General features: G+C 43.0%; 16 protein-coding genes. 5 read left to right on the top strand and 11 right to left on the bottom strand.

All coding sequences use genetic code 11. From position 1 onward, the window contains the following. The first annotated feature begins 46 nt into the window (after window positions 1-46). Complete coding sequence (locus Q0788_RS12255) at window positions 47-730, top strand: phosphoglycolate phosphatase (protein ID WP_298811104.1); 684 nt, start codon at window positions 47-49, stop codon at window positions 728-730. Window positions 731-780: 50 nt separating this feature from the next. Here Q0788_RS12255 and Q0788_RS12250 read toward each other — a convergent pair whose 3' ends face one another. Continuing rightward, window positions 781-2,364, bottom strand: a complete 1,584-nt coding sequence (locus Q0788_RS12250) for a YifB family Mg chelatase-like AAA ATPase (protein ID WP_298811101.1) — start codon at window positions 2,362-2,364, stop codon at window positions 781-783. A 352-nt stretch (window positions 2,365-2,716) separates the two neighbouring features. On the opposite strand from Q0788_RS12250, the gene hemN reads away from it, so the two are divergent. Next, window positions 2,717-4,273 (top strand): oxygen-independent coproporphyrinogen III oxidase, encoded by a 1,557-nt coding sequence (gene hemN / locus Q0788_RS12245; RefSeq protein ID WP_298811098.1) that lies wholly within the window; start codon window positions 2,717-2,719, stop codon window positions 4,271-4,273. A gap of 77 nt (window positions 4,274-4,350) precedes the next feature. Here the strand turns inward: hemN and Q0788_RS12240 are convergent, their stop codons facing one another. From Q0788_RS12240 to Q0788_RS12230, 3 genes are all read right to left on the bottom strand, one after another. After that, on the bottom strand, window positions 4,351-5,211 hold the full coding sequence (locus Q0788_RS12240) for an SPFH domain-containing protein (RefSeq protein ID WP_057762202.1): 861 nt from the start codon (window positions 5,209-5,211) through the stop codon (window positions 4,351-4,353). A gap of 16 nt (window positions 5,212-5,227) precedes the next feature. After that, window positions 5,228-5,722 carry an NfeD family protein gene (locus tag Q0788_RS12235; protein WP_298811095.1) on the bottom strand — a complete coding sequence of 165 codons (495 nt, stop codon included), beginning with the start codon at window positions 5,720-5,722 and terminating at the stop codon, window positions 5,228-5,230. 215 nt (window positions 5,723-5,937) lie between these two features. Then, window positions 5,938-6,477 (bottom strand): porin family protein, encoded by a 540-nt coding sequence (locus Q0788_RS12230; protein WP_298811093.1) that lies wholly within the window; start codon window positions 6,475-6,477, stop codon window positions 5,938-5,940. A 304-nt stretch (window positions 6,478-6,781) separates the two neighbouring features. Here Q0788_RS12230 and Q0788_RS12225 point away from each other — a divergent pair, with 304 nt between their 5' ends. Together Q0788_RS12225 and Q0788_RS12220 are read left to right on the top strand one after the other, a co-directional pair. Continuing rightward, window positions 6,782-8,014: an 8-amino-7-oxononanoate synthase gene (locus Q0788_RS12225; protein ID WP_114701497.1), complete on the top strand. Its 1,233-nt coding sequence runs from the start codon at window positions 6,782-6,784 to the stop codon at window positions 8,012-8,014. A 71-nt stretch (window positions 8,015-8,085) separates the two neighbouring features. After that, a complete protein-coding gene (locus Q0788_RS12220) occupies window positions 8,086-8,895 on the top strand; it encodes a methyltransferase domain-containing protein (RefSeq protein WP_298811086.1) in 810 nt (269 codons plus the stop codon). Window positions 8,896-9,122: 227 nt separating this feature from the next. Here the strand turns inward: Q0788_RS12220 and dnaK are convergent, their stop codons facing one another. Together dnaK and grpE are read right to left on the bottom strand one after the other, a co-directional pair. Then, window positions 9,123-11,063: a molecular chaperone DnaK gene (dnaK, locus tag Q0788_RS12215; protein ID WP_298811083.1), complete on the bottom strand. Its 1,941-nt coding sequence runs from the start codon at window positions 11,061-11,063 to the stop codon at window positions 9,123-9,125. 183 nt (window positions 11,064-11,246) lie between these two features. Then, a complete protein-coding gene (gene grpE / locus Q0788_RS12210) occupies window positions 11,247-11,846 on the bottom strand; it encodes a nucleotide exchange factor GrpE (protein WP_057762215.1) in 600 nt (199 codons plus the stop codon). A 433-nt stretch (window positions 11,847-12,279) separates the two neighbouring features. Here grpE and Q0788_RS12205 point away from each other — a divergent pair, with 433 nt between their 5' ends. After that, window positions 12,280-13,707: an alpha/beta hydrolase gene (locus tag Q0788_RS12205; RefSeq protein ID WP_298811080.1), complete on the top strand. Its 1,428-nt coding sequence runs from the start codon at window positions 12,280-12,282 to the stop codon at window positions 13,705-13,707. A 36-nt stretch (window positions 13,708-13,743) separates the two neighbouring features. Here the strand turns inward: Q0788_RS12205 and Q0788_RS12200 are convergent, their stop codons facing one another. From Q0788_RS12200 to Q0788_RS12180, 5 genes are all read right to left on the bottom strand, one after another. Further along, a complete protein-coding gene (locus Q0788_RS12200) occupies window positions 13,744-14,877 on the bottom strand; it encodes a metallophosphoesterase (RefSeq protein ID WP_298811077.1) in 1,134 nt (377 codons plus the stop codon). 86 nt (window positions 14,878-14,963) lie between these two features. After that, entirely contained in the window at window positions 14,964-15,974 is a 1,011-nt protein-coding gene (locus tag Q0788_RS12195; RefSeq protein WP_298811074.1) for a TIGR01777 family oxidoreductase, read from the bottom strand. 290 nt (window positions 15,975-16,264) lie between these two features. After that, complete coding sequence (locus Q0788_RS12190) at window positions 16,265-16,894, bottom strand: L-threonylcarbamoyladenylate synthase (protein WP_298811071.1); 630 nt, start codon at window positions 16,892-16,894, stop codon at window positions 16,265-16,267. Window positions 16,895-17,011: 117 nt separating this feature from the next. Beyond that, window positions 17,012-18,262, bottom strand: coding sequence for a DNA-processing protein DprA (gene dprA, locus Q0788_RS12185; RefSeq protein ID WP_298811140.1), 1,251 nt, complete (start codon window positions 18,260-18,262; stop codon window positions 17,012-17,014). Between the two features lie 75 nt (window positions 18,263-18,337). Beyond that, the gene (locus Q0788_RS12180) at window positions 18,338-19,435 is read right to left on the bottom strand and encodes a LysM peptidoglycan-binding domain-containing protein (protein ID WP_057762225.1); all 1,098 of its coding nucleotides are present in this window, start codon (window positions 19,433-19,435) and stop codon (window positions 18,338-18,340) included. Between the last annotated feature and the right edge of the window lie 54 nt (window positions 19,436-19,489).

Below are 19,489 nucleotides of genomic sequence, written 5' to 3'. Positions count from 1 at the left end.
GTATGGCCAATATAATAAATATAACGATTTTCAATAGTGAGGAACAATGAATAAGCAGCTTTTAATTTTTGATTTTGATGGAACACTCATTGATAGCGTGCCAGATTTGGCCGACGCAACCAACGCCATGCTAACCACATTAGGCAAAGATACTTACCCTATCGAGACAATACGTAACTGGATAGGAAATGGTTCACGCCTGCTCGTAGAGCGCGCTTTGGTTGGTAAAGTGGAAGTAGCAGAAGGTGAGCTAACGGTCGAAGAAGCTGATCACGCAGAGCAAATATTTTTTGAAGCTTATAAGAGTCTTAGTGGTAGTAAAACCGTTGCCTACCCAGATGTCGATGACGGAATCAAAAAACTGCACGCTGCTGGCTATACACTTGCTTTAGTCACCAACAAGCCTATTCGCTTTGTACCGAAGATATTGCAATCGTTTGGCTGGCAAGACTTATTTAGTGAAGTGATGGGCGGCGACAGTTTGCCTGTCAAAAAACCAGACCCAACGCCCCTACTACACGTCTGTGAGACTCTTAATGTCAGTGTCGAGCAGTCAGTGATGATTGGGGACTCTAGGAACGATATGTTGGCTGGACAGAACGCCAATATGGACACGCTCGGCCTGTCTTATGGCTACAACTATGGGCAAGATATTCGCGAATTAAATCCGACTGAGGCATTTGACCACTTTGCTGACTTGGTTGCTTGGATTATGAAAGATAAAGCCTAGTCTATAAAGAACCTATCAAATCATCATGATGTAACTTGCTCAAACAGAGATTACGCTTTACTACGATAGCTCAGCGCCTCAGATACGTGGGCGCTGTTGATATCAGTACTGTTAGCCAAATCAGCGATTGTACGAGCCACCCGTAAAACTCGGTGGTAGCCACGCGCTGATAGATTTAGACGCTGCTGAGCAAGTTGCAATAACTGCTTTTCATTGTCGCCTAGCTGGATATATTCATCAATTTCGCTAGGGCTAAGCTCATTATTAACCTTTTGCTGACGCTGCATTTGATGCTGATGCGCGACCACTACGCGAGCCCGTACTTGCTTAGAGGTTTCACCTACCTGACTATTTTGCAGATCGGCAATCGGTAACGCAGGCACGGTGATATGCAAATCAATACGATCTAAGAGAGGCCCAGATAATTTGTCTTGATAGCGTTTTATCTGCTCAGGTCGACAGCGACAACGTCCTGATGTATCGCCATCATAGCCACATGGGCAAGGGTTCATCGCAGCGACCAGTTGAAAATTCGCCGGAAAAGTCATTTGAGAGTTAGCACGGCTAATAGTGATTTGTTTGGCTTCTAGCGGCTGACGCAATACTTCCAGCACACTCCGATCAAACTCAGGTAATTCATCTAAAAACAACACGCCTTTATTAGCAAGTGTGATTTCACCCGGTTTTGGTCGTGAACCACCACCGACCAACGCCACAGCTGATATTGTATGATGCACCTGTCTGAATGGCCGCGTCCCATAGTCATAATCGCTGTCTGCCACCGAATAGGTACTGGCAACTTCTAGCGCATCCTCATCACTCAAGTCTGGCAATATCGTTGGCAATCGTGATGCCATGAGCGTCTTGCCAGAACCTGGTGGCCCTGTAAATAACAATGAATGACCGCCCGCAGCGGCAATCTCTAACGCGCGCCGAGCATGGTGCTGTCCTTTGACATCAGCTAAATCCACTTGATAGCCGACATGCTGCTGTACAGGACTTGGCTGCACCACTGACAAACTTGCATAGCTTGCACTTGGGTCAACGAGCGACTGTAGATGGTCACAAACTGCTTTTAGGCTTGGTGCAGCTAGTATCGTTACGCCATCAACGCGGCTGGCCTCACGACCATTATCAATCGGTACGATCAGTTGCGGTGTTATCGGCGGCGAGGTATCCGAGTTATTTTGCTCTTGGTCACTCGCTGCTACTAACTTCGACAATGCTAATGACAACTTCTCAGCTTTGATTGCTCGTGCGACTGCCAAACTACCAGTTACTTGTCGCAATTGACCATTGAGCGCTAATTCGCCAATAAACTCATATCCTGATAGCACCTCTGGCTCAAGCTGTCCGCTTGCCGCTAGTATACCGATAGCAATTGGTAAGTCTAAACGCGCGCCATCTTTAGGTAAGTCAGCAGGGGCTAAATTGATTGTGAGACGGCGGTTAGGAAACTGGAAACCTGAATTGAGAATGGCGGAGCGTACCCTGTCTTTACTCTCACGCACGGCGGCCTCAGGTAGCCCGACGATGGTCAATGCAGGCAGTCCTTGCGATAGATGCACCTCAATGATGACCTTGGGAGCATGCAGACCAACCACCGAACGGGTATAGACTTGGGCAAACGACATCAGCATCTTCCTAATACAGAGTGTCATTGATAATAAAGTATTATTTATCAACGCGCAAATGTCGTGTTTTATTGCTGGTGTAGAGGGAATCATCAGAACCTCAGCGTCGTTCTGAGGTTTTTTATGTGTAAATAACGCTCTATTTTAATATTTAAGAATACTCACCGACCACCCCACTGCTAATAGGGATTTGTTATACTATCTACTATACATTTAGCGATACATACTGCTGCCGATGACGTATTCAAATTTTATTATCAATCAGTCACAAAATTTGAAAATAAACACCACATCCGAAATCATTTTTAATCCAAAAACCAGCAGTATCTAGAGTAAAGACGAGGAATATCGCATGACAGACTATTCAGAACAGAACACTCAGCAGCCCTACAACCGTGCGGACGAGCCGCCCACGACTGTGCGCCCTGTTATGCAACCTGACAACCCTTATGCCAGTACACGTGGCAGTATTACGAGCAAGCAGCTACCAGCATTTGATGAAGCAATTATCAATAAGTACAATCGCTCAGGGCCACGTTATACCTCTTATCCGACTGCTCTAGAGTTCGCGCCAATACCAGATAGCTTTGAAGCTATCGGTCTTGAGACAAAAATCCTGCAGAATCGTGAAGCGCGCGCTCCTTTATCGCTATATTTTCATATTCCATTCTGTCGCCACCTTTGCTACTACTGTGCTTGCAATAAGATTATTACCAAAAAAAATAGCGATTCTGGTGATTACTTGCAGTATTTAATCACTGAAATTACGCATAAGCGCCGCCTGTTATCTACGCCAGAAGGCAGCGACAAACCATTGGTCAAACAGCTACATTTGGGCGGTGGTACACCAACATTTTTGCGTGACGAAGAGATGGTGCAATTATGGGAGTTTTTACAGACTCAGTTTAAGTTTTTGCCAGAAGATGAAGGTGACTACTCTATCGAAATTGACCCTCGCGAGCTGAGTGAAAACACTCTAAAGATATTGCGTAATCTCGGTTTCAACCGTATCAGCTTAGGTGTGCAAGATTTAGATGGAACGGTGCAAATTGCCGTTAATCGTGTGCATTCCGCAGAGCTTATTGAAAGCGTGCTAACAGAAGCACGTGAGCTTGGTTTTCGCTCTATCAATATTGATTTGATTTATGGTTTACCGCATCAAACGCCTGATACTTTGGACAAAACCGTAAATCGTATCATCGAGATGTCGCCAGATCGCCTGTCGGTCTTTAACTATGCGCATTTGCCTGAGCGATTTAAAGCTCAGCGTCAGATAAAAGATGAAGACTTGCCAAGCCCAGCTACCAAACTGACGATGCTCGGCAGTACTGTCAATACATTGACCGAAGCCGGCTATCAATATATCGGTATCGATCATTTTGCCAAACCTGATGACGAGTTGGCTATCGCCCAGCGCGAAGGTAAATTACATCGTAACTTTCAGGGTTACACCATCATGGGTGATTGTGACTTATTAGGCTTTGGTGTCTCATCAATCAGTCAGATTTCTAATGCCAATACGCGCTATATTTTGCAGAACGATACTGATTTACAGAACTATCAAGCCAAGATTGATATGACGAAAATCAATCCGACTGTCATGCCTGCGGTCAAGTATATAAAAACCTCTATCAAAGACCGCTTGCGTGAATATGTCATCATGAACCTACTATGTCATGACTATCTCGATTTTAAAGATGTGAATCAAAAATTTGGTATCGATGCCATCACCTATTTTATTAGTGAGATTCAGCAGTTGGCCGCTATGCAAGACGACAGATTGATAGATATGGATGCAGCAGGTATTCGCGTCTTACCCAGAGGTCGCTTGCTTGGCCGTAACGTCGCTATGGTATTTGATGAATACTTGGACAATAAACATCAAAACCGCTTTTCAAAAGTTATCTAAGCTAGCGAAACTTTAGTCCAATTAATACACATAAAAAAGACCTCAAGCGAGGTCTTTTTTAATATTGCTATGACTTTTTACACTTTTAATTTATCACCGACCATACCTTTTACGGTACTTAAGATATCTGCTGGTAATACCACCATTTTGGAGTTATCAGATTCAGCCAACTCTCGTATCGCTTTAATATACTGCTCACCCAGCAAGTATACGATCGGCATCTCTTCCTCGCCCATCGCACTAGTAATCAAACGAATCGACTCTTCAGAACCTCTGGCTAGTACCACCTGCGCTTCAGCATCACGGCGTGACGCTTCCAAGCGACCATCCGCTTCTAAGATAGCAGCTTGCTTTTGACCATCAGCACGGGTCACGGTCGCACGGCGCAAACGTTCTGCCGCTGCCTGCTCTTCCATGGATGCTTGCATGGTCTGCGAAGGATTAATATCTTGAATCTCTACTGTCTTAAGGGTAATACCCCAATCCGCAATATCTTCTGAAATCGCATGTTTTAGCTTGGTTTTGATCTCGTCGCGACTGGACAATGCACTATCAAGATCCATCTCACCAATGATCGAACGTAGCGATGTTTGTACCAGATTACGGATACCGTACTCATAATCTTCGATACCGTAGACCGCCTTGTCAGGACGCACGATATTAATATAAGCGACAGCGTTTGCAATGATAACAACGTTGTCACGAGTAATGACTTCTTGTGACGGGATATCGAGTACGATGTCTTTGGTCGTTACCTTATAAGCCACATCATCTACATAAGGGATGATGAGGTTAAGCCCAGGCTCTAGCGTTTGGCTATACTTGCCCAGTCTCTGTACTACCCATTTATAACCTTGCGGTACAATACGTACGCCTTTAAACACGGTGAATACCACCAGTGCAATCAATACCACCATGACAATACTAAAGCTTTCCATAACTCATCCCTTATTATTATACCTGCATACTTTTATGCATCGCTGCCTGCGCTTTTGTACTGCTCACAATCAGCTCGTTGCCAACGATATCCGTCACGACCACTCTATCGCCTATTGCCACCTGCTCACCTCTCGTACGGCACATCCATTCAGCCGCACCAACGATAGGAACACTAAATCTAACCGTTCCAGCTTTATCTAGCTGCGGTGACACGACAATCATGCCGACTTCACCAACTATGACACTACCCCCTAGCCCAGCTTTGGTACGATCTACTGACAACGGTTTGATAAACTTGAACCAAGCCAGCAAAAACACAGCGGAGAGCACTAACCAGACGATAATCTGAACAGAAACAGAAATAGGCAACAGCCATGATAGCGCTGCAACGATGATGGCAGCGGCACCAAACCACAGGCTGGCAAACGTCGGTACAAACATCTCAACGATTAGTAATAAGAAGCCTAATACTAACCAATGCCAAGGTTCAATCATCCAAAGTATCTCCATCCTTGCCACCATTCCTATCTTTATCATTCCAGTTTTTAATGTAGCACACTTTTAAGGATAACAACGCTTTAACAGTAATGATATATTACTTATTGGATGCTTATAAATTACTAACTTAAAGACCTCAACATAAATTTTAAGCAAAAAGAAACGACCACTTAAAGTGATCGTTTCTTTATTATAGCTGTTTAGCTAAAAGCTTATTTTCTAAGTCATTAGAATTTTAGCTGTGCGCCAACAGTCATAAGATCAGCGTCGCTACCTAGCATGTCGTATTCAGCTTCAACACTGAAATCAGAGTTTACTGCGTAACCAAGACCTACACCACCAGCGACGTTAGTATCGTCGTCTGAGAAATCAGAAGCGCCAGCAAAGTTAGTGTTGTTAGCTTCTACTTCAGTTTTTGCAACACCTAGCTTACCTTTTGCGTATAAGCCGCTGTTTGGGAATGCATAACGGTAAGTACCATAAGCGCCGTATGTCTTAGCATCGATGTCGCCGCCTCTATAGTCAGCATCATCTGAACCTACGTATTCTGCTTCCATACCAAAGTTAGGATCAAAATTATAACCAGCAGTTACACCGTATGCAGTTGGGTCATCAGCACCATCAACATCTAGATCAAACTGACCAACTTTAGCAGCAACATATGGCTGACCCGTGTAGCCGTTGCCATAGTTAACAGCAGCTTGTGCACCTACAGAAAGTAAAGAACCAGTTGCTAGTGCAAGTATTGTTTTTTGTAGAGTTTTCATTATTAGCTCCTTGAAAGAAATTTGGACAAACAAGTTATTTATTTATATTGGCCTTGTGGCCCTATCGCCTTGTCTGCTAACGATGAATACATAGTAACAAACTATTTCAGACACTCTGTCAGTGTTTAATGGTACGAAAGTTAAGATTTGAAAGTTTTTATCAGTGTGTGGGTTACAAAGGCTTAGATATGAAACCTTTTGTTACATCCACCCAGTTTATGCAATAATCCATACTCATTTCACAGTTTTCTTGCTATACAAATCGGCTAAACATGGCTGATATAACAATAACTAGAGAGAAAAAATGCAAAATTCAATCACTGAGCGTTTGCAAAGCGCACTTGCAGACTTAAAAGCAAAGCAGCAGTATCGTCAATTACCAAACCTGCAGCACGATGGGCGATACGTCGTTAGTGCAGGTAAGGCTTTACTTAATATTGCGAGTAATGATTATCTGGGTTTAGGCGGCGATACCGAGATGCAAGCTGAGTTTCTTACTCAAGTGGGGCAGGTATCTACTACGCACACTCCTAAAATGAGTGCCACTTCCTCACGCCTACTGACAGGCAACGATATACAGTTAGAAGCTCTAGAAGAAGAACTACAAAGCTGGTATCAAAGCGCCATAGAAAAACAGAGTTTAACCGATTCAAAGTCGGTGCTGGTGTTGAACAGTGGCTATCACGCCAACCTAGGTACCTTGCCAGCATTGACAGCTTTGCCAGTTAAGACACTTATTTTGGCTGACAAGCTAGTACATGCCAGCATTATCGATGGGATGCGCTTGAGCCAAAGTAAACTTGTCACCTATCGTCGTTACCGTCACAACGATTACGAGAATTTGGCCAAGTTTATTGAACAAGCAGACGAAACGGTTGAACGCATCATTATTGTCACCGAGAGTATATTTAGTATGGATGGTGACCGTGCTGACTTGCCTCAACTAGTACAAATAAAATCCAAAGATGCTCGCATTGAGCTGTATGTCGATGAAGCACATGCTGTTGGAGTGCTTGGCAATACAGGTCTAGGATTGGCGGAAGAAACGCATACCTTGGCGGAGATTGACTACTTGGTGGGTACCTTTGGTAAAGCATTTGCTTCAATGGGTGCTTATATCATGTGTGATGAAGTCGTCAAACAATGGCTGATCAATGCTATGCGTCCACTGATTTTTAGCACTGCACTCCCTCCTATCAATCACGCATGGACACGGTTTATTTTAGCAAAAATGCCGACCTTAACTAATCAACGTGCGCATCTAGCACAGTTGTCTACCACGCTTAGCCAAGCCATTGACCCACGGCACCGTGTATCGCCAACTTTGCAAGATATAGATTATCAATCCCCTATTGTTCCTTATATATTAGGCGATAACGCGAGCACGCTTGCCAAAGCACAACAGTTACAAACCGCTGGATTTTACGCGCTGCCTATCAGGCCACCTACTGTGCCTGCAAATACTGCTCGCATTCGTTTAGTTATGAATGCCAAACTGACTAACGAAGACTGCGAACGACTGATACAGCAGTTGTAACCTTATCGTTTGACACAGAATTTACTTCTACTATTGATAGATAACTGGCGCACTTGGATGTAATGAAGCCTATGACAACATTCGACACAGCTGATGACCTCAGTGTTAGAAAACAAACCATCGCTCGCCACTTTGCCAATGCAAGTGACTATGACCAGCATGCTAGTATCCAGCAGACCGTTTGTCATTATTTATTAGACAGTATTGCTCATACCAAGCAAAGCAGTGTGCTAGAAGTGGGTGCAGGCACAGGTCAGATGACGCGCCTACTCGCTGATCATATTCAAAGCCAGCACTGGCTTATCAATGAGTTATGTAGTGAGCAGACGGCTACATTGCAATCAATACTGCCGACTGCTGACGTAATGATTGGTGATGCTGAAACGATAGATTTAGCAGAAAATCATAGCTTGATAGTTAGTGCCAATGCCGTGCAATGGTTTGATAATCCATTGAGTTTCGTCACGCAATCAGCGCAGCGTCTACAATCTGGAGGCCAGCTAGTCTTTAGTACTTTTACGCCAAATAACTTTTTACAAATTAAAACTCTCACTGGCCAAGGACTTCACTACCCAGATATTGATGAATGGCAATTGGTATTAGATAGTGAAGGCTTTGAGAATATCGAACTTTCAACTCAGCGCTTTGATTTACCATTTCCAACCCCCTACGCTATCTTGAAGCATATGAAACTCACCGGCGTATCGACCAATCAAACGCAAGTTAAGTCAGAAGATAGCCAAACCTTTGTATGGACAAAATCGCGTCTACAGCAATTTGAGTCAGGCTATTGGCAGCAATTCTCAGAAAAGAATGGCATAGGACAGATCGTGGTTAATTTAACCTATGAAGTTCTCATAGTGAGTGCGTTTAAACTATAAGAACACATCTTATTCATAAAAAAATAGCTAGCAGAAATAGTAAACGATAGAAAAAACAGCCATAAAAAAACGCACCCCGAAGGATGCGTTTTTTCATTTAACTAGTTATCGATTCGTATCGACTATACCATTTTCAAAAACTTGAGTAGCAAGAAAAACGAGCGTAAGTACTACATTAAGTAGACTAAGCGAGTTTGACGCAGCTAATCGCGTTTTTGGATTTGGTATTATTTTTTGTCTTCGTCTACTTCAGTGAACTCAGCATCAACGACGTCGTCATCAGCTTTGTTGCTACCAGCATCGTCAGCACCTTGTTGGAACTGGCTTGGATCCATACCTTCTGCACCAGCGCCGCTATCAGCGTAGATTTTTTGGCTGATTGGCAAGAATGCATTGTCTAATGCTTCAAGCTTAGCTTTGATTTCGTCATGATCGTCTTCTTTCGCTGCGGCTTCAAGCTCAGTGATAGCAGATTCTACTGTTGATTTTTCTTCATCAGTGACTTTATCTTCTGCTTCTTTTAGCGCTTTTTGTACAGCATGAATACGGCCATCTGCTTCGTTACGAACTTGCGCTAGGTTAGCGAATTTCTCATCTTCAGCAGCATTGGCTTCTGCATCGCGAACCATTTGTTCGACTTCTTCGTCCGACAAACCAGAATCTGCTTTGATTTGGATACTTTGTGCTTTACCAGTACCTTTATCGGTTGCAGAGATGTTCATGATACCATCAGCATTGATGTCAAAAGACACTTCAATTTGCGGTAGGCCACGTGGTGCTGGTGGAATATCCGTCAAGTCAAAACGACCAAGCATTTTGTTTTGGTTAGCGATTTTACGCTCACCTTGATATACCTGAATCGTTACAGCTGGCTGATTGTCTTCAGCCGTTGAGAATACCTGTGATTTCTTAGTAGGAATCATGGTGTTTTTCTCGATAACTGGCGTCATGACACCGCCCATAGTTTCGATACCTAGAGTCAATGGCGTTACATCAAGTAGCAATACGTCAGTTTTGTCACCAGACAATACGGCACCTTGAATCGCTGCACCAGCTGCAACTGCTTCATCAGGGTTCACGTCTTTACGTGGCTCTTGACCAAAGAACTGCTGTACATTTTGCTGTACTAATGGCATACGAGTCTGACCACCAACTAGGATAACGTCATCGATATCGCCAATTTTTAGACCAGCATCTTCAAGTGCAGTCTTACAAGGACCCATTGTACGCTGTACTAGGTCTTCTGTTAGGCTCTCAAGTTTTGAGCGGCTGATAGTTACAACCAAATGCTTAGGACCACTGCTATCAGCAGTGATGTATGGCAAGTTCACTTCAGTGCTTTGTGCACTTGATAGCTCAATCTTCGCTTTTTCTGCCGCTTCTTTTAGACGCTGCATCGCAAGAGAGTCACCTTTTAGGTTAACGTCTTGCTCTTTTTTGAATTCAGCCACTAAGAAGTCAATCAATGCTGAGTCAAAGTCTTCACCACCTAGGAAAGTATCACCGTTGGTCGCTAGTACTTCGAATTGTTGCTCGCCGTCTACGTCTGCGATTTCGATGATTGAGATATCGAAAGTACCACCGCCCAAGTCATATACAGCAACAGTGCTATCGCCTTGCTTCTTGTCCATACCATAAGCAAGTGCAGCAGCAGTTGGCTCATTGATGATACGTTTTACGTCAAGACCAGCAATTTTACCCGCATCTTTAGTTGCTTGACGCTGTGAGTCATTGAAGTAAGCAGGTACAGTTACAACTGCTTCAGTCACGCTCTCACCAAGATAGTCTTCTGCTGTTTTTTTCATTTTTTTCAAGATTTCAGCAGAAACCTGTGGTGGCGCAAGCTTTTTACCGTTGATTTCTACCCACGCATCGCCGTTGTCTGCTTTAGCGATTTTGTAAGGAACCATACCGATATCTTTTTGTACGACTTTGTCATCAAAACGACGACCGATCAGACGCTTGATCGCAAACAAAGTGTTGCTTGGGTTGGTTACTGCTTGACGCTTAGCTGACTGACCAACAAGCGTTTCGTCATCTTTATAAGCGACGATCGATGGTGTGGTACGAGTACCTTCAGCATTCTCGATGACTTTAACTTTGTCACCTTCCATTACTGCTACACACGAGTTAGTAGTACCTAGATCAATACCAATTACTTTACCCATAATCAATTGCTCCTAATTTGTTTTTAACTATAAATACTTATTTATCCAGACCGTAGTCGGTCACTTGTTGCTATATATCGGTTTACCCGTCGTATTTTTCAAGGCGATAATCACGCAAAATCTATGTTTCATGTCATTTTTTGTGAAAAACCTTCATATTAGTAGGGTTTAGCCCTAAAAATATTACTGACCAACACGAACCATGGCCGGACGTAATAGACGACCGTTTAGGCTATAGCCTTTTTGTAATACTGTACCAACTGTATCTGCCGCTGCTTCTGGATCAATACCCACTGCTTCATGGAAGTCAGCGTTGAATTTTTCGCCTTGTGGATCGACCACTTCTACGCCGTTTTTGGTCAATACTGCAACCAATGCTTTGTGCGTTAATTGTACACCCTCAGCGACTGGATCATTGGCATCGGCATTTTCGATAGCGCGCTCTAAGTTGTCAACGATGTCTAACAATTCTTTAGCAAATTTCTGTAGTGCAAACTTTTTGCTCTTATCCGCTTCTTGCTCCATGCGTTTTTGCGCATTGTAAGCTTCAGCATTAGCACGTGCAGTACCTTCTTTGGCTTGTTTTACTTCGCCTTCTAGCTCAGCAATACGTGCTTTGAAAGTATCAAGGTTGATTTCGTTTTCGATAGTCGTTTCTTCACCTGAATTATTCTGTGGATCAAACTCTTTCATGGTTTCTTCTAAGATACTGTCATTGTGATCAATATTCTCATGTGCCACATTTTGGTCAAGATTTTCGTGGTTCGGGTTTTGCTCGCTCATGATAGCTCCTTGGAATTTCAATAATGAAGATTAAGAGATGGCACAGTAGACCGAATAATTACTGGTCCTACTATGCCATTATTAAATGCTCGATGTTTCTGACTCATTGTTTTTTTAATACGCTTCAATAGCTGCTTGATAAAGGTGATAAGTACAAATTTCAAGCCTAGAGCAAAGGAATTTTTACCATTTATGACAAATATTCGTGAAGTGTCATTAATACGATGCGTCAAACATTTTTGTTCCATGTCAATAAATCTCAATATTTATTCACAAAAAGAACAAAAAACCGCTATTTATTCCAATTGCTTTACGCTTATTAATCAAGCTATTACCAAACGATACGCTATTATTCTGCTGTCTATTTTATCATTGCTATAAATATTATCGCCTACACTCAAATGCACGCTAAAAATCATTTATGAGAGCTGTTATGTCTAATTCAAAAAATTTATCTATCAATACTTTGCTTAATAAAGCATTGATGACATTGCACTTAGCGTCAAAAGAACACCTAGCGTCAAAAGAACACCTAGCGTCAAAAGAGCCATCAAATCAAGATGTAGAAGCTGACTCATTAGAAAAACGTCTAAGCGTTAAAGAAAAAATACTTGCTTATAACCCTGTGGCAAACTACCAGCCGCATACATTGCACTATGCAATGAAAAGTCTCGGCTACTTACCAGACCCTGTTTTAGAAGGGGCGATTGGTTATCTTAAAGGCCCTAACTCAAAACAGTATTTGCATGCAAACGCTCATCTGCGTCTCATCCTTGCAGTGAATAGCTACCTAAAAACACCGTTAGAACTAACCCCAATGCCGGAGTTGCGTGAGAGATTTACTGCTGATGCGGTAGCCATGCAATCACCTAGAGTATGGCAACAAGCCAATACGACTATGCTAAGCAATATAAAGCCCTTTACTAAAAAAAGTGATTCGCCTGTTAGTTGGAAAGATGAAACGATTGCTAATGCGGATGATGGCGACATGACTGTCCGTTGTTATAAAGCCGGCGGCAAAAAGTCTGGTTTTAGAAGAAAACGTATCCGCAATCCTGATGAAACAGTCATGCTGTTTTTTCATGGTGGCGGGTTCTGCATTGGTGATGTCGATACACATCATGAGTTCTGTCATGCAGTCTGTGAGCAGACTGGCTGGTCTGTGGTTAGTGTCGATTATCGCTTAGCGCCTGAATGTCCTGCTCCCGCAGCATTGAAAGACTGTATCACTGCGTATGATTGGTTAGTTGATCACTGTCACACGTTGGGCGCATTACCTTCTCGTATTGTATTGGCTGGTGATAGCGCAGGTGGTGGTCTATCAACTTTAATTGCGCAGCAACTGACCGCACCGAGCAAAAGCGCATGGGCAGACTTAGGGATAGATGGACAGAAAATGTTTAATCTATTAGAAAAACTACCTAAACCTCTAGCGCAGATGCCTTTGTATCCAGTCACGGATATTGAGACAGATTATCCTAGTTGGGAGCTATATGGTGAGGGTCTACTATTAGATCATGCTGATGTAGCAGTATTTGATGCTGCTTGTTTGGAAAATAGCCCACTGCCTCGCTTGCATATACTGAATTCACCTATGCTGGGTGATAATAGTAAAGTTTGCCCGACTTACATTGTAGCTTCTGAGCTCGACGTATTACGTGATGAGGCGTTTGCTTATGCAAAGCAGCTGAAAGGTTACGGCGTTGCTACAAAGACCTATACTGTGCTTGGTGCACCGCATGGCTTTATTCATTTTATGAGTGTTCATCAAGGTCTTGGACAAGAGACAAACAATATTATTCATGGTTTTAGCAGCTTTGTACGTGAGGTCATCAGTACACAATCCCAATTAGCGGCATAGACCATTTGCCACCTAATTAATGATTTGTATAACTGATTAATTGGTATTACCAGATAGCGTAATCAACCAAATCTCTGAGCGCGATCCCAATCGAAACGGAATGCCCCAAAAACCATAGCCAGAGGACACGACAAAGTGTCCTTTACCAATCTGCTCATAGCCATAGCCTAATCTATTAATAGCATTTACGATGAAATTAGCGGGGAATACTTGACCGTTGTGAGTATGTCCCGAGACTTGTAGATCTATAGGTAATTGACTGTGATTATCTATATCACTCGGTCTATGGTCTAACAATATTACTGGCTGCGACGTATCTACTTGCGCAAGCAAATCGGTAGTCGCTACACGTTGACGTTTATGATTATCAAAACGTCCAACTAACCATACTGGTTGACCCTCGTGCTCGATATAGAGCACCTCATCGTTCAACAGTTGTACACCTGCATTTTGCAGCGCTTCGCTAATAGGTCGCTCATGACCATATAAATCATGATTACCCAATGTCGCATAAACACCACATGGCAGAATACTGCACAATTCTGCTAAGTTTTGCTCCATATGATATTCATTAAAGGCCTCTGTATTATCATCCATAATATCCCCTGGCATTAGTAGCATATCTGCACCAGAGCGAATCATAAGTTGTTGCAATCTATCTATGGCTTTTACACCAAATAATCGCCCTATATGCAAGTCACTAGCGACTGCAATGCGTAGCGGCTTGGTTAAAGGTTTATCTATCTTAATAGACAGCTTGCGTATAACAGGGGCATAGGCACTATATAACGAATAAATAAATAGTCCTATAAATAGGAATAGCGCTAGTACTCTTAGACCTATAGCCATCTCATTCGATTGGTGCAACGTACTACCTGATAAAGCAATGACCAGCAGATACCCTCCGTAAAATAGACTCACTGCCAACGCCGTCAGTATCATAAAGTGCATGACTAGCATCCACCCACTAATCCAACGATAACTGTTAGCAAATGCTCTTTTTACGCTCAATACTAATAGACCATTAGTAATAATAAATACACTGCCCCATATCATTGTCTGTAATGTTGGCGTTATCCAAGGCTGGAGCCACCACTGTATACTCAATACTGTACCTAAGCTAAACAACTGTAATAGCAAAAAGATGGTGAAGAAGAATGCGTAACGCATGGACTGCCCTTAGACATAAACACGGTTCAATAATTGATTATCAGAAGATGGTTTGTAATGTTTCACATGAAACAACACTCATATAACTATTTTTGGTTTTCTAATGCTTGCTGGAGTGTCGAGTGTTTGAATGAATAACCCGCATCCAATAGCGCTTGTGGCAGCACCTTTTGACCATCAATAAGTAACGTGGACATTTCGCCAAACATCAGCTTAAGCAAAAACTCTGGTAAAGTAAAAAACGTGGGGCGATGTAGCCACGAACCAAGTACTTTGGTAAAAGTATGATTGGTCACAGGATTTGGTGCGGTAAGGTTATATACGACTGTATGTGTATCATTTACGGTACCGCTTGCAGTCTTGATAGTGCTGTCACTAACAAGTGCATTTTCTTGGGCTAAGCTTTCAATGTGGTTAACGTCTGATTCTTTAGTAAGTTTAAGCTGCTGCTCGATAATAAAGATGACCGCATTGACCCAATCTTCACGGCTGATCCAGCTCATGATTTGCTGTCCATTACCCAACTGACCACCGACACCAAATTTAAATGGTAGTAATAATTTAGCCACCATTCCGCCCTCAGGGTGAATAACCACACCTGTTCTGACGATAGCCACAGGAACATCATGATCGGTAGCTTTAAGTGCTAATTGCTCCCATTCATCACATAATGTATGAGCAAAGTCCGTCTCGTAATCGCTGTTTTCAGTCAGTGGCTTGTCGCCTTGTGTACCATACCAACCGATTGCTGATCCGCTCACCAGTAACTTGGGTTTTGTACTAGCACGTGCGATAAAATCCAATATCGACTGAGTAGGTTTGATACGGCTCGCCATCAACTGTTCTTTTCGCTCATCGCTCCAACGAGAGTCAGCAATCCCAGCACCTGCTAAATTCAGTATGACATCAAAGCTCATATCAGACTTCGCAAGCTCGTCATAAGTCATCATATTGATATCATCGGGATGTGGTTGGCCGCTATTACGAGTTAGCCAAGTAATCGCCACGTCTTTATTTTGTGCGCGAGACCGTGCCATTAACTCTCGGCTAAACGCACTTCCCAAAAACCCTGAACCGCCACTAATCAAAACATTCATACCTTACTCCCTATATGCCTCAAATATCACCACTATGACTTATCGTTAAAGTACTTATTGTTGAAGCACTTATCGTTCAATAAAAACCAGACCGTTATAACCATCGTCTGCTTTTTTGTGGTTTTTATCAAAACGACTTTTACATGCTTTTGGTAAAGGAAGGTAGAAAAGTAGGCAAGCTAGCAAATGGTTAATCTATGAATGCTCAAGTAAGTAAGGCGCAGCGACACCTATCACTTTGCATTGCAAGCAATCACTTCTAAAAAGTTTAAGAGTTTTTATAGATAGCGCTATCGAACGACGAAACCTGTCGTTGCGTCACGAATTTGGCTAGGTAAGGTATAACCCAATGTATCGCCCTGCAAATAACCAATTTGATCATTAAAATAAGCATAGGCGGTCTCAAAAGTGCTAGCAGGTATTTGACCTGATGGGTTGCAGCTTGTAGAAACCAATAGACCAAATGGGTTCTGCTCACTGATCATCTGTTGGCAAAGCTGACGAACTGTAGGATGCGAGATAACTCGAACAGCAATAGTCTGATGCTGACCGGTAATCCAAGTAGGTACAGTGCTCGCAAGCGGCTGAGGAATCGGTAATAACCAAGTATGTGCTTGGCGATTTTGCTGTTCATCTCCGCTATCATCTGTCTGCCAACTATCAATAACCTGCTGGCGCTGAACATCATCTAAAGAGGCTAGCAAAGGTGCTAAGCGAGACACACTATCAGTGACGACTATCATGCCTTTGGCTTGTGGACGTTGTTTGATATCCAAAATACGCTGAACAGCTGCTTGGTCATAAGGGTCGCAACCAATACCCCAAACGCTTTCTGTAGGATACGCGAGCAGTTGCCCTTCTTTTAGCCACTTAGCGGCTTGGGTAGCGGAATCAGTAATAAGAGGTGTAGGTTGACTCATGACTTAAATGGTTCGTAGAAGTAAATTCTAATAATACCACAAGAGAGATATTGTCTAGGAGAGACTATAACTAAGGGCTATCTATGCCAGTGTCTAATAAGGAATATTTACGATACTTTAAACGCGTAAATATCGTCCACCTTGTTCGCTGATAAGACCCATTAACTCAAGCTCCATTAGTTGCCCAATCAACTGCGGCGGTGCAAGATTGGTTGCACTAATAAGCGCATCTAAATCTTGCCCATGCCAGTCAAGCTGCTCATAGATTGCAGTTAAATGCTCAGGCACAACGACTGTGCTGCGCGCAGGCTTTATCTCAGAAGATGGTTGCTGGCTAGTAGATTTGATTGATTTTTTCTCTATCTCAAATGCATCGGAAGTCTGAGTAATATTAGAGTGATTACTATTGAAAGTAGTAGCGTTCGCTGTTCTATAAGCGCTTTTATCATAGTCAAGCTGACCATTGACGTCTTCTAGTACTTGCTGAGGATGATAAACCAAGGTCGCGCCTTCACGTATCAAATGATGACAACCCTCTGCATTGCTATTGTCAATATGACTGGGAATAGCAAAGACCTGTTTACCTTGCTCAGACGTGAGACGTGCTGTGATAAGCGAGCCGCTTTTAATTGTCGCTTCCGTCACAATGGTCGCGAGACTCAGCCCAGCTACCAGACGATTACGACGCGGAAAAGTATGTTTATGTGGCTGCGTATGTGGTAGTAGCTCACTAATAATGCAGCCACCTTGCTCAATAATTTGAGTAAATAACTGATCCCGATGATTGGGATAGTTTACATCGATCCCCGTACCCATTACACCAACCGTCCGTCCCTGATAGTCAGGGTCTGCCTGTGCTAATGCACCTAAATGTGCGCGTTTATCTACACCCATAGCTAAACCGCTAGTAACGATATAACCTGCTTGCGCTAAGTACTGCGCCATATCAAATGTGATTTTTTGCGCATGCGCGGTGGGTTTTCGGCTACCTACTATGGCAATTTGTGCCTGATGTAGGCGCGCACTATTACCTCGAAAAAACAATAATGGCGGTGGATCATAGATTTGTGAAAGCTGATTAGGATAGTCAGGCTGATCGGCAAATAGTAGACCATAACGTCCATCTACGAGTGCTTGCTGAATTTTTTCGATGTTGGCAGAGGTTTGCTTGGGCTCCTCGTGACGTTTGAGATGAGTATGATGAATACCCATCTGTCGCCAGGCTGATACCGTTGCTTGCCATGCAAACTGTGCATTGCCAAAAGCAGTAATAAGCTTGTGATACGCCGTTAATGATGCATTCACCTCATACCACAGCGCTAAGGTAGCGCGCTGATCGTCGGATAAAGAAGAGGTGACTGCCGTCATTGTCATCTGTCTCGTATAGGCAAGATTAGATTAGTATTTAGTTTAATATATTGCTTAATAAAGCCTTATAGCTATTTATAAATAAGGAGGTGGTAATAACTGATCACCAATATTAAGTGGTAACTCAGAGTCAAGTACATAAGCATAGCTGATGTGATCAAAGGTATTGAAAACCATTACCATACCGCTAGGCTCATTTGGTAGACGTACAGGCGTGTCGTTGTCTTTAGTATCACGTACCAAAGGCCCTTTTTGATAAACCGTCAGCACATCACCTGGTTTAGCACCTTGTAAGCTACCCAAATTGATGGCGACCACACTACCCTTCGCAGCCGAGCTGATAGAGTCCATCACACGTACGATCATACCACCGCGACTGACACTTGCAGGCGTTGGATAAAAGACAGGAGGAATAGCGTTGTCTAACTCTACGAATACGCGATCCCCTTCACGTACTTCTTTGCCGTAGCTATCGATAAGCTGCAAGCTAGTCACGCCATTACTTTCTGTAGAAGTAACGAGACCTGTCGCTACTTGTGTAACTTCTAAGCCTATCACTTCTTGAGTTTTAGGGTCTACATATAGCTCACCCTCACGGTAGACGCCGTAACGCTGGCCAACGATAAGCGGTACGCCTTTAGCATAGACTTTATCACCGCGCGCAGTAATTAAGTTACGGTTTTTAGAAGCTAAAATATAAGGCGTGGTATTAAAGTCTTGGGGATTAACGATAAGCGTTTTATCAAGCCAATGCTGGATAGCCGACCACGGAATAGGAGGAATGCTATTGGCCGTCGAGGTAATCGCGACCGTACTCGTACTTACACTTCCAGTAAGCTGCTTTTCAACGCCAGCACAGCCTTCACCAGTATCAACGCCAATCAGCGTTTTTCCTTGAATCACACAAAGGATAAGAACGTCATTAGGGTAAATAAGGTTTGGATTTTTGATTTGCTTATTGGTTGCCCAAATTTCTTTCCAGCGCCATGGACTGTCTAGATAGCGACCTGAGATATCCCATAAGGTATCGCCTTTTTTGACAATATAACGATTGGGCGCATCAGCTTTGATAGTTGGCGGCGGATTGTTAGCTTGAGCCGTGCTCATCAACATGGCACTACTAAACGTCGTCATTAACAGTGCTTTTGCTATCTTTTTTAAGCTCATCTTCATCGTTATATCCACAATATGTACCGCTATGTTCGATGCAAAGAACTATACTTAACT

It is taken from the genome of uncultured Psychrobacter sp. (assembly GCF_947500265.1).
Taxonomy (GTDB): domain Bacteria; phylum Pseudomonadota; class Gammaproteobacteria; order Pseudomonadales; family Moraxellaceae; genus Psychrobacter.
This window is presented reverse-complemented; position numbering and strand designations above follow the sequence as displayed.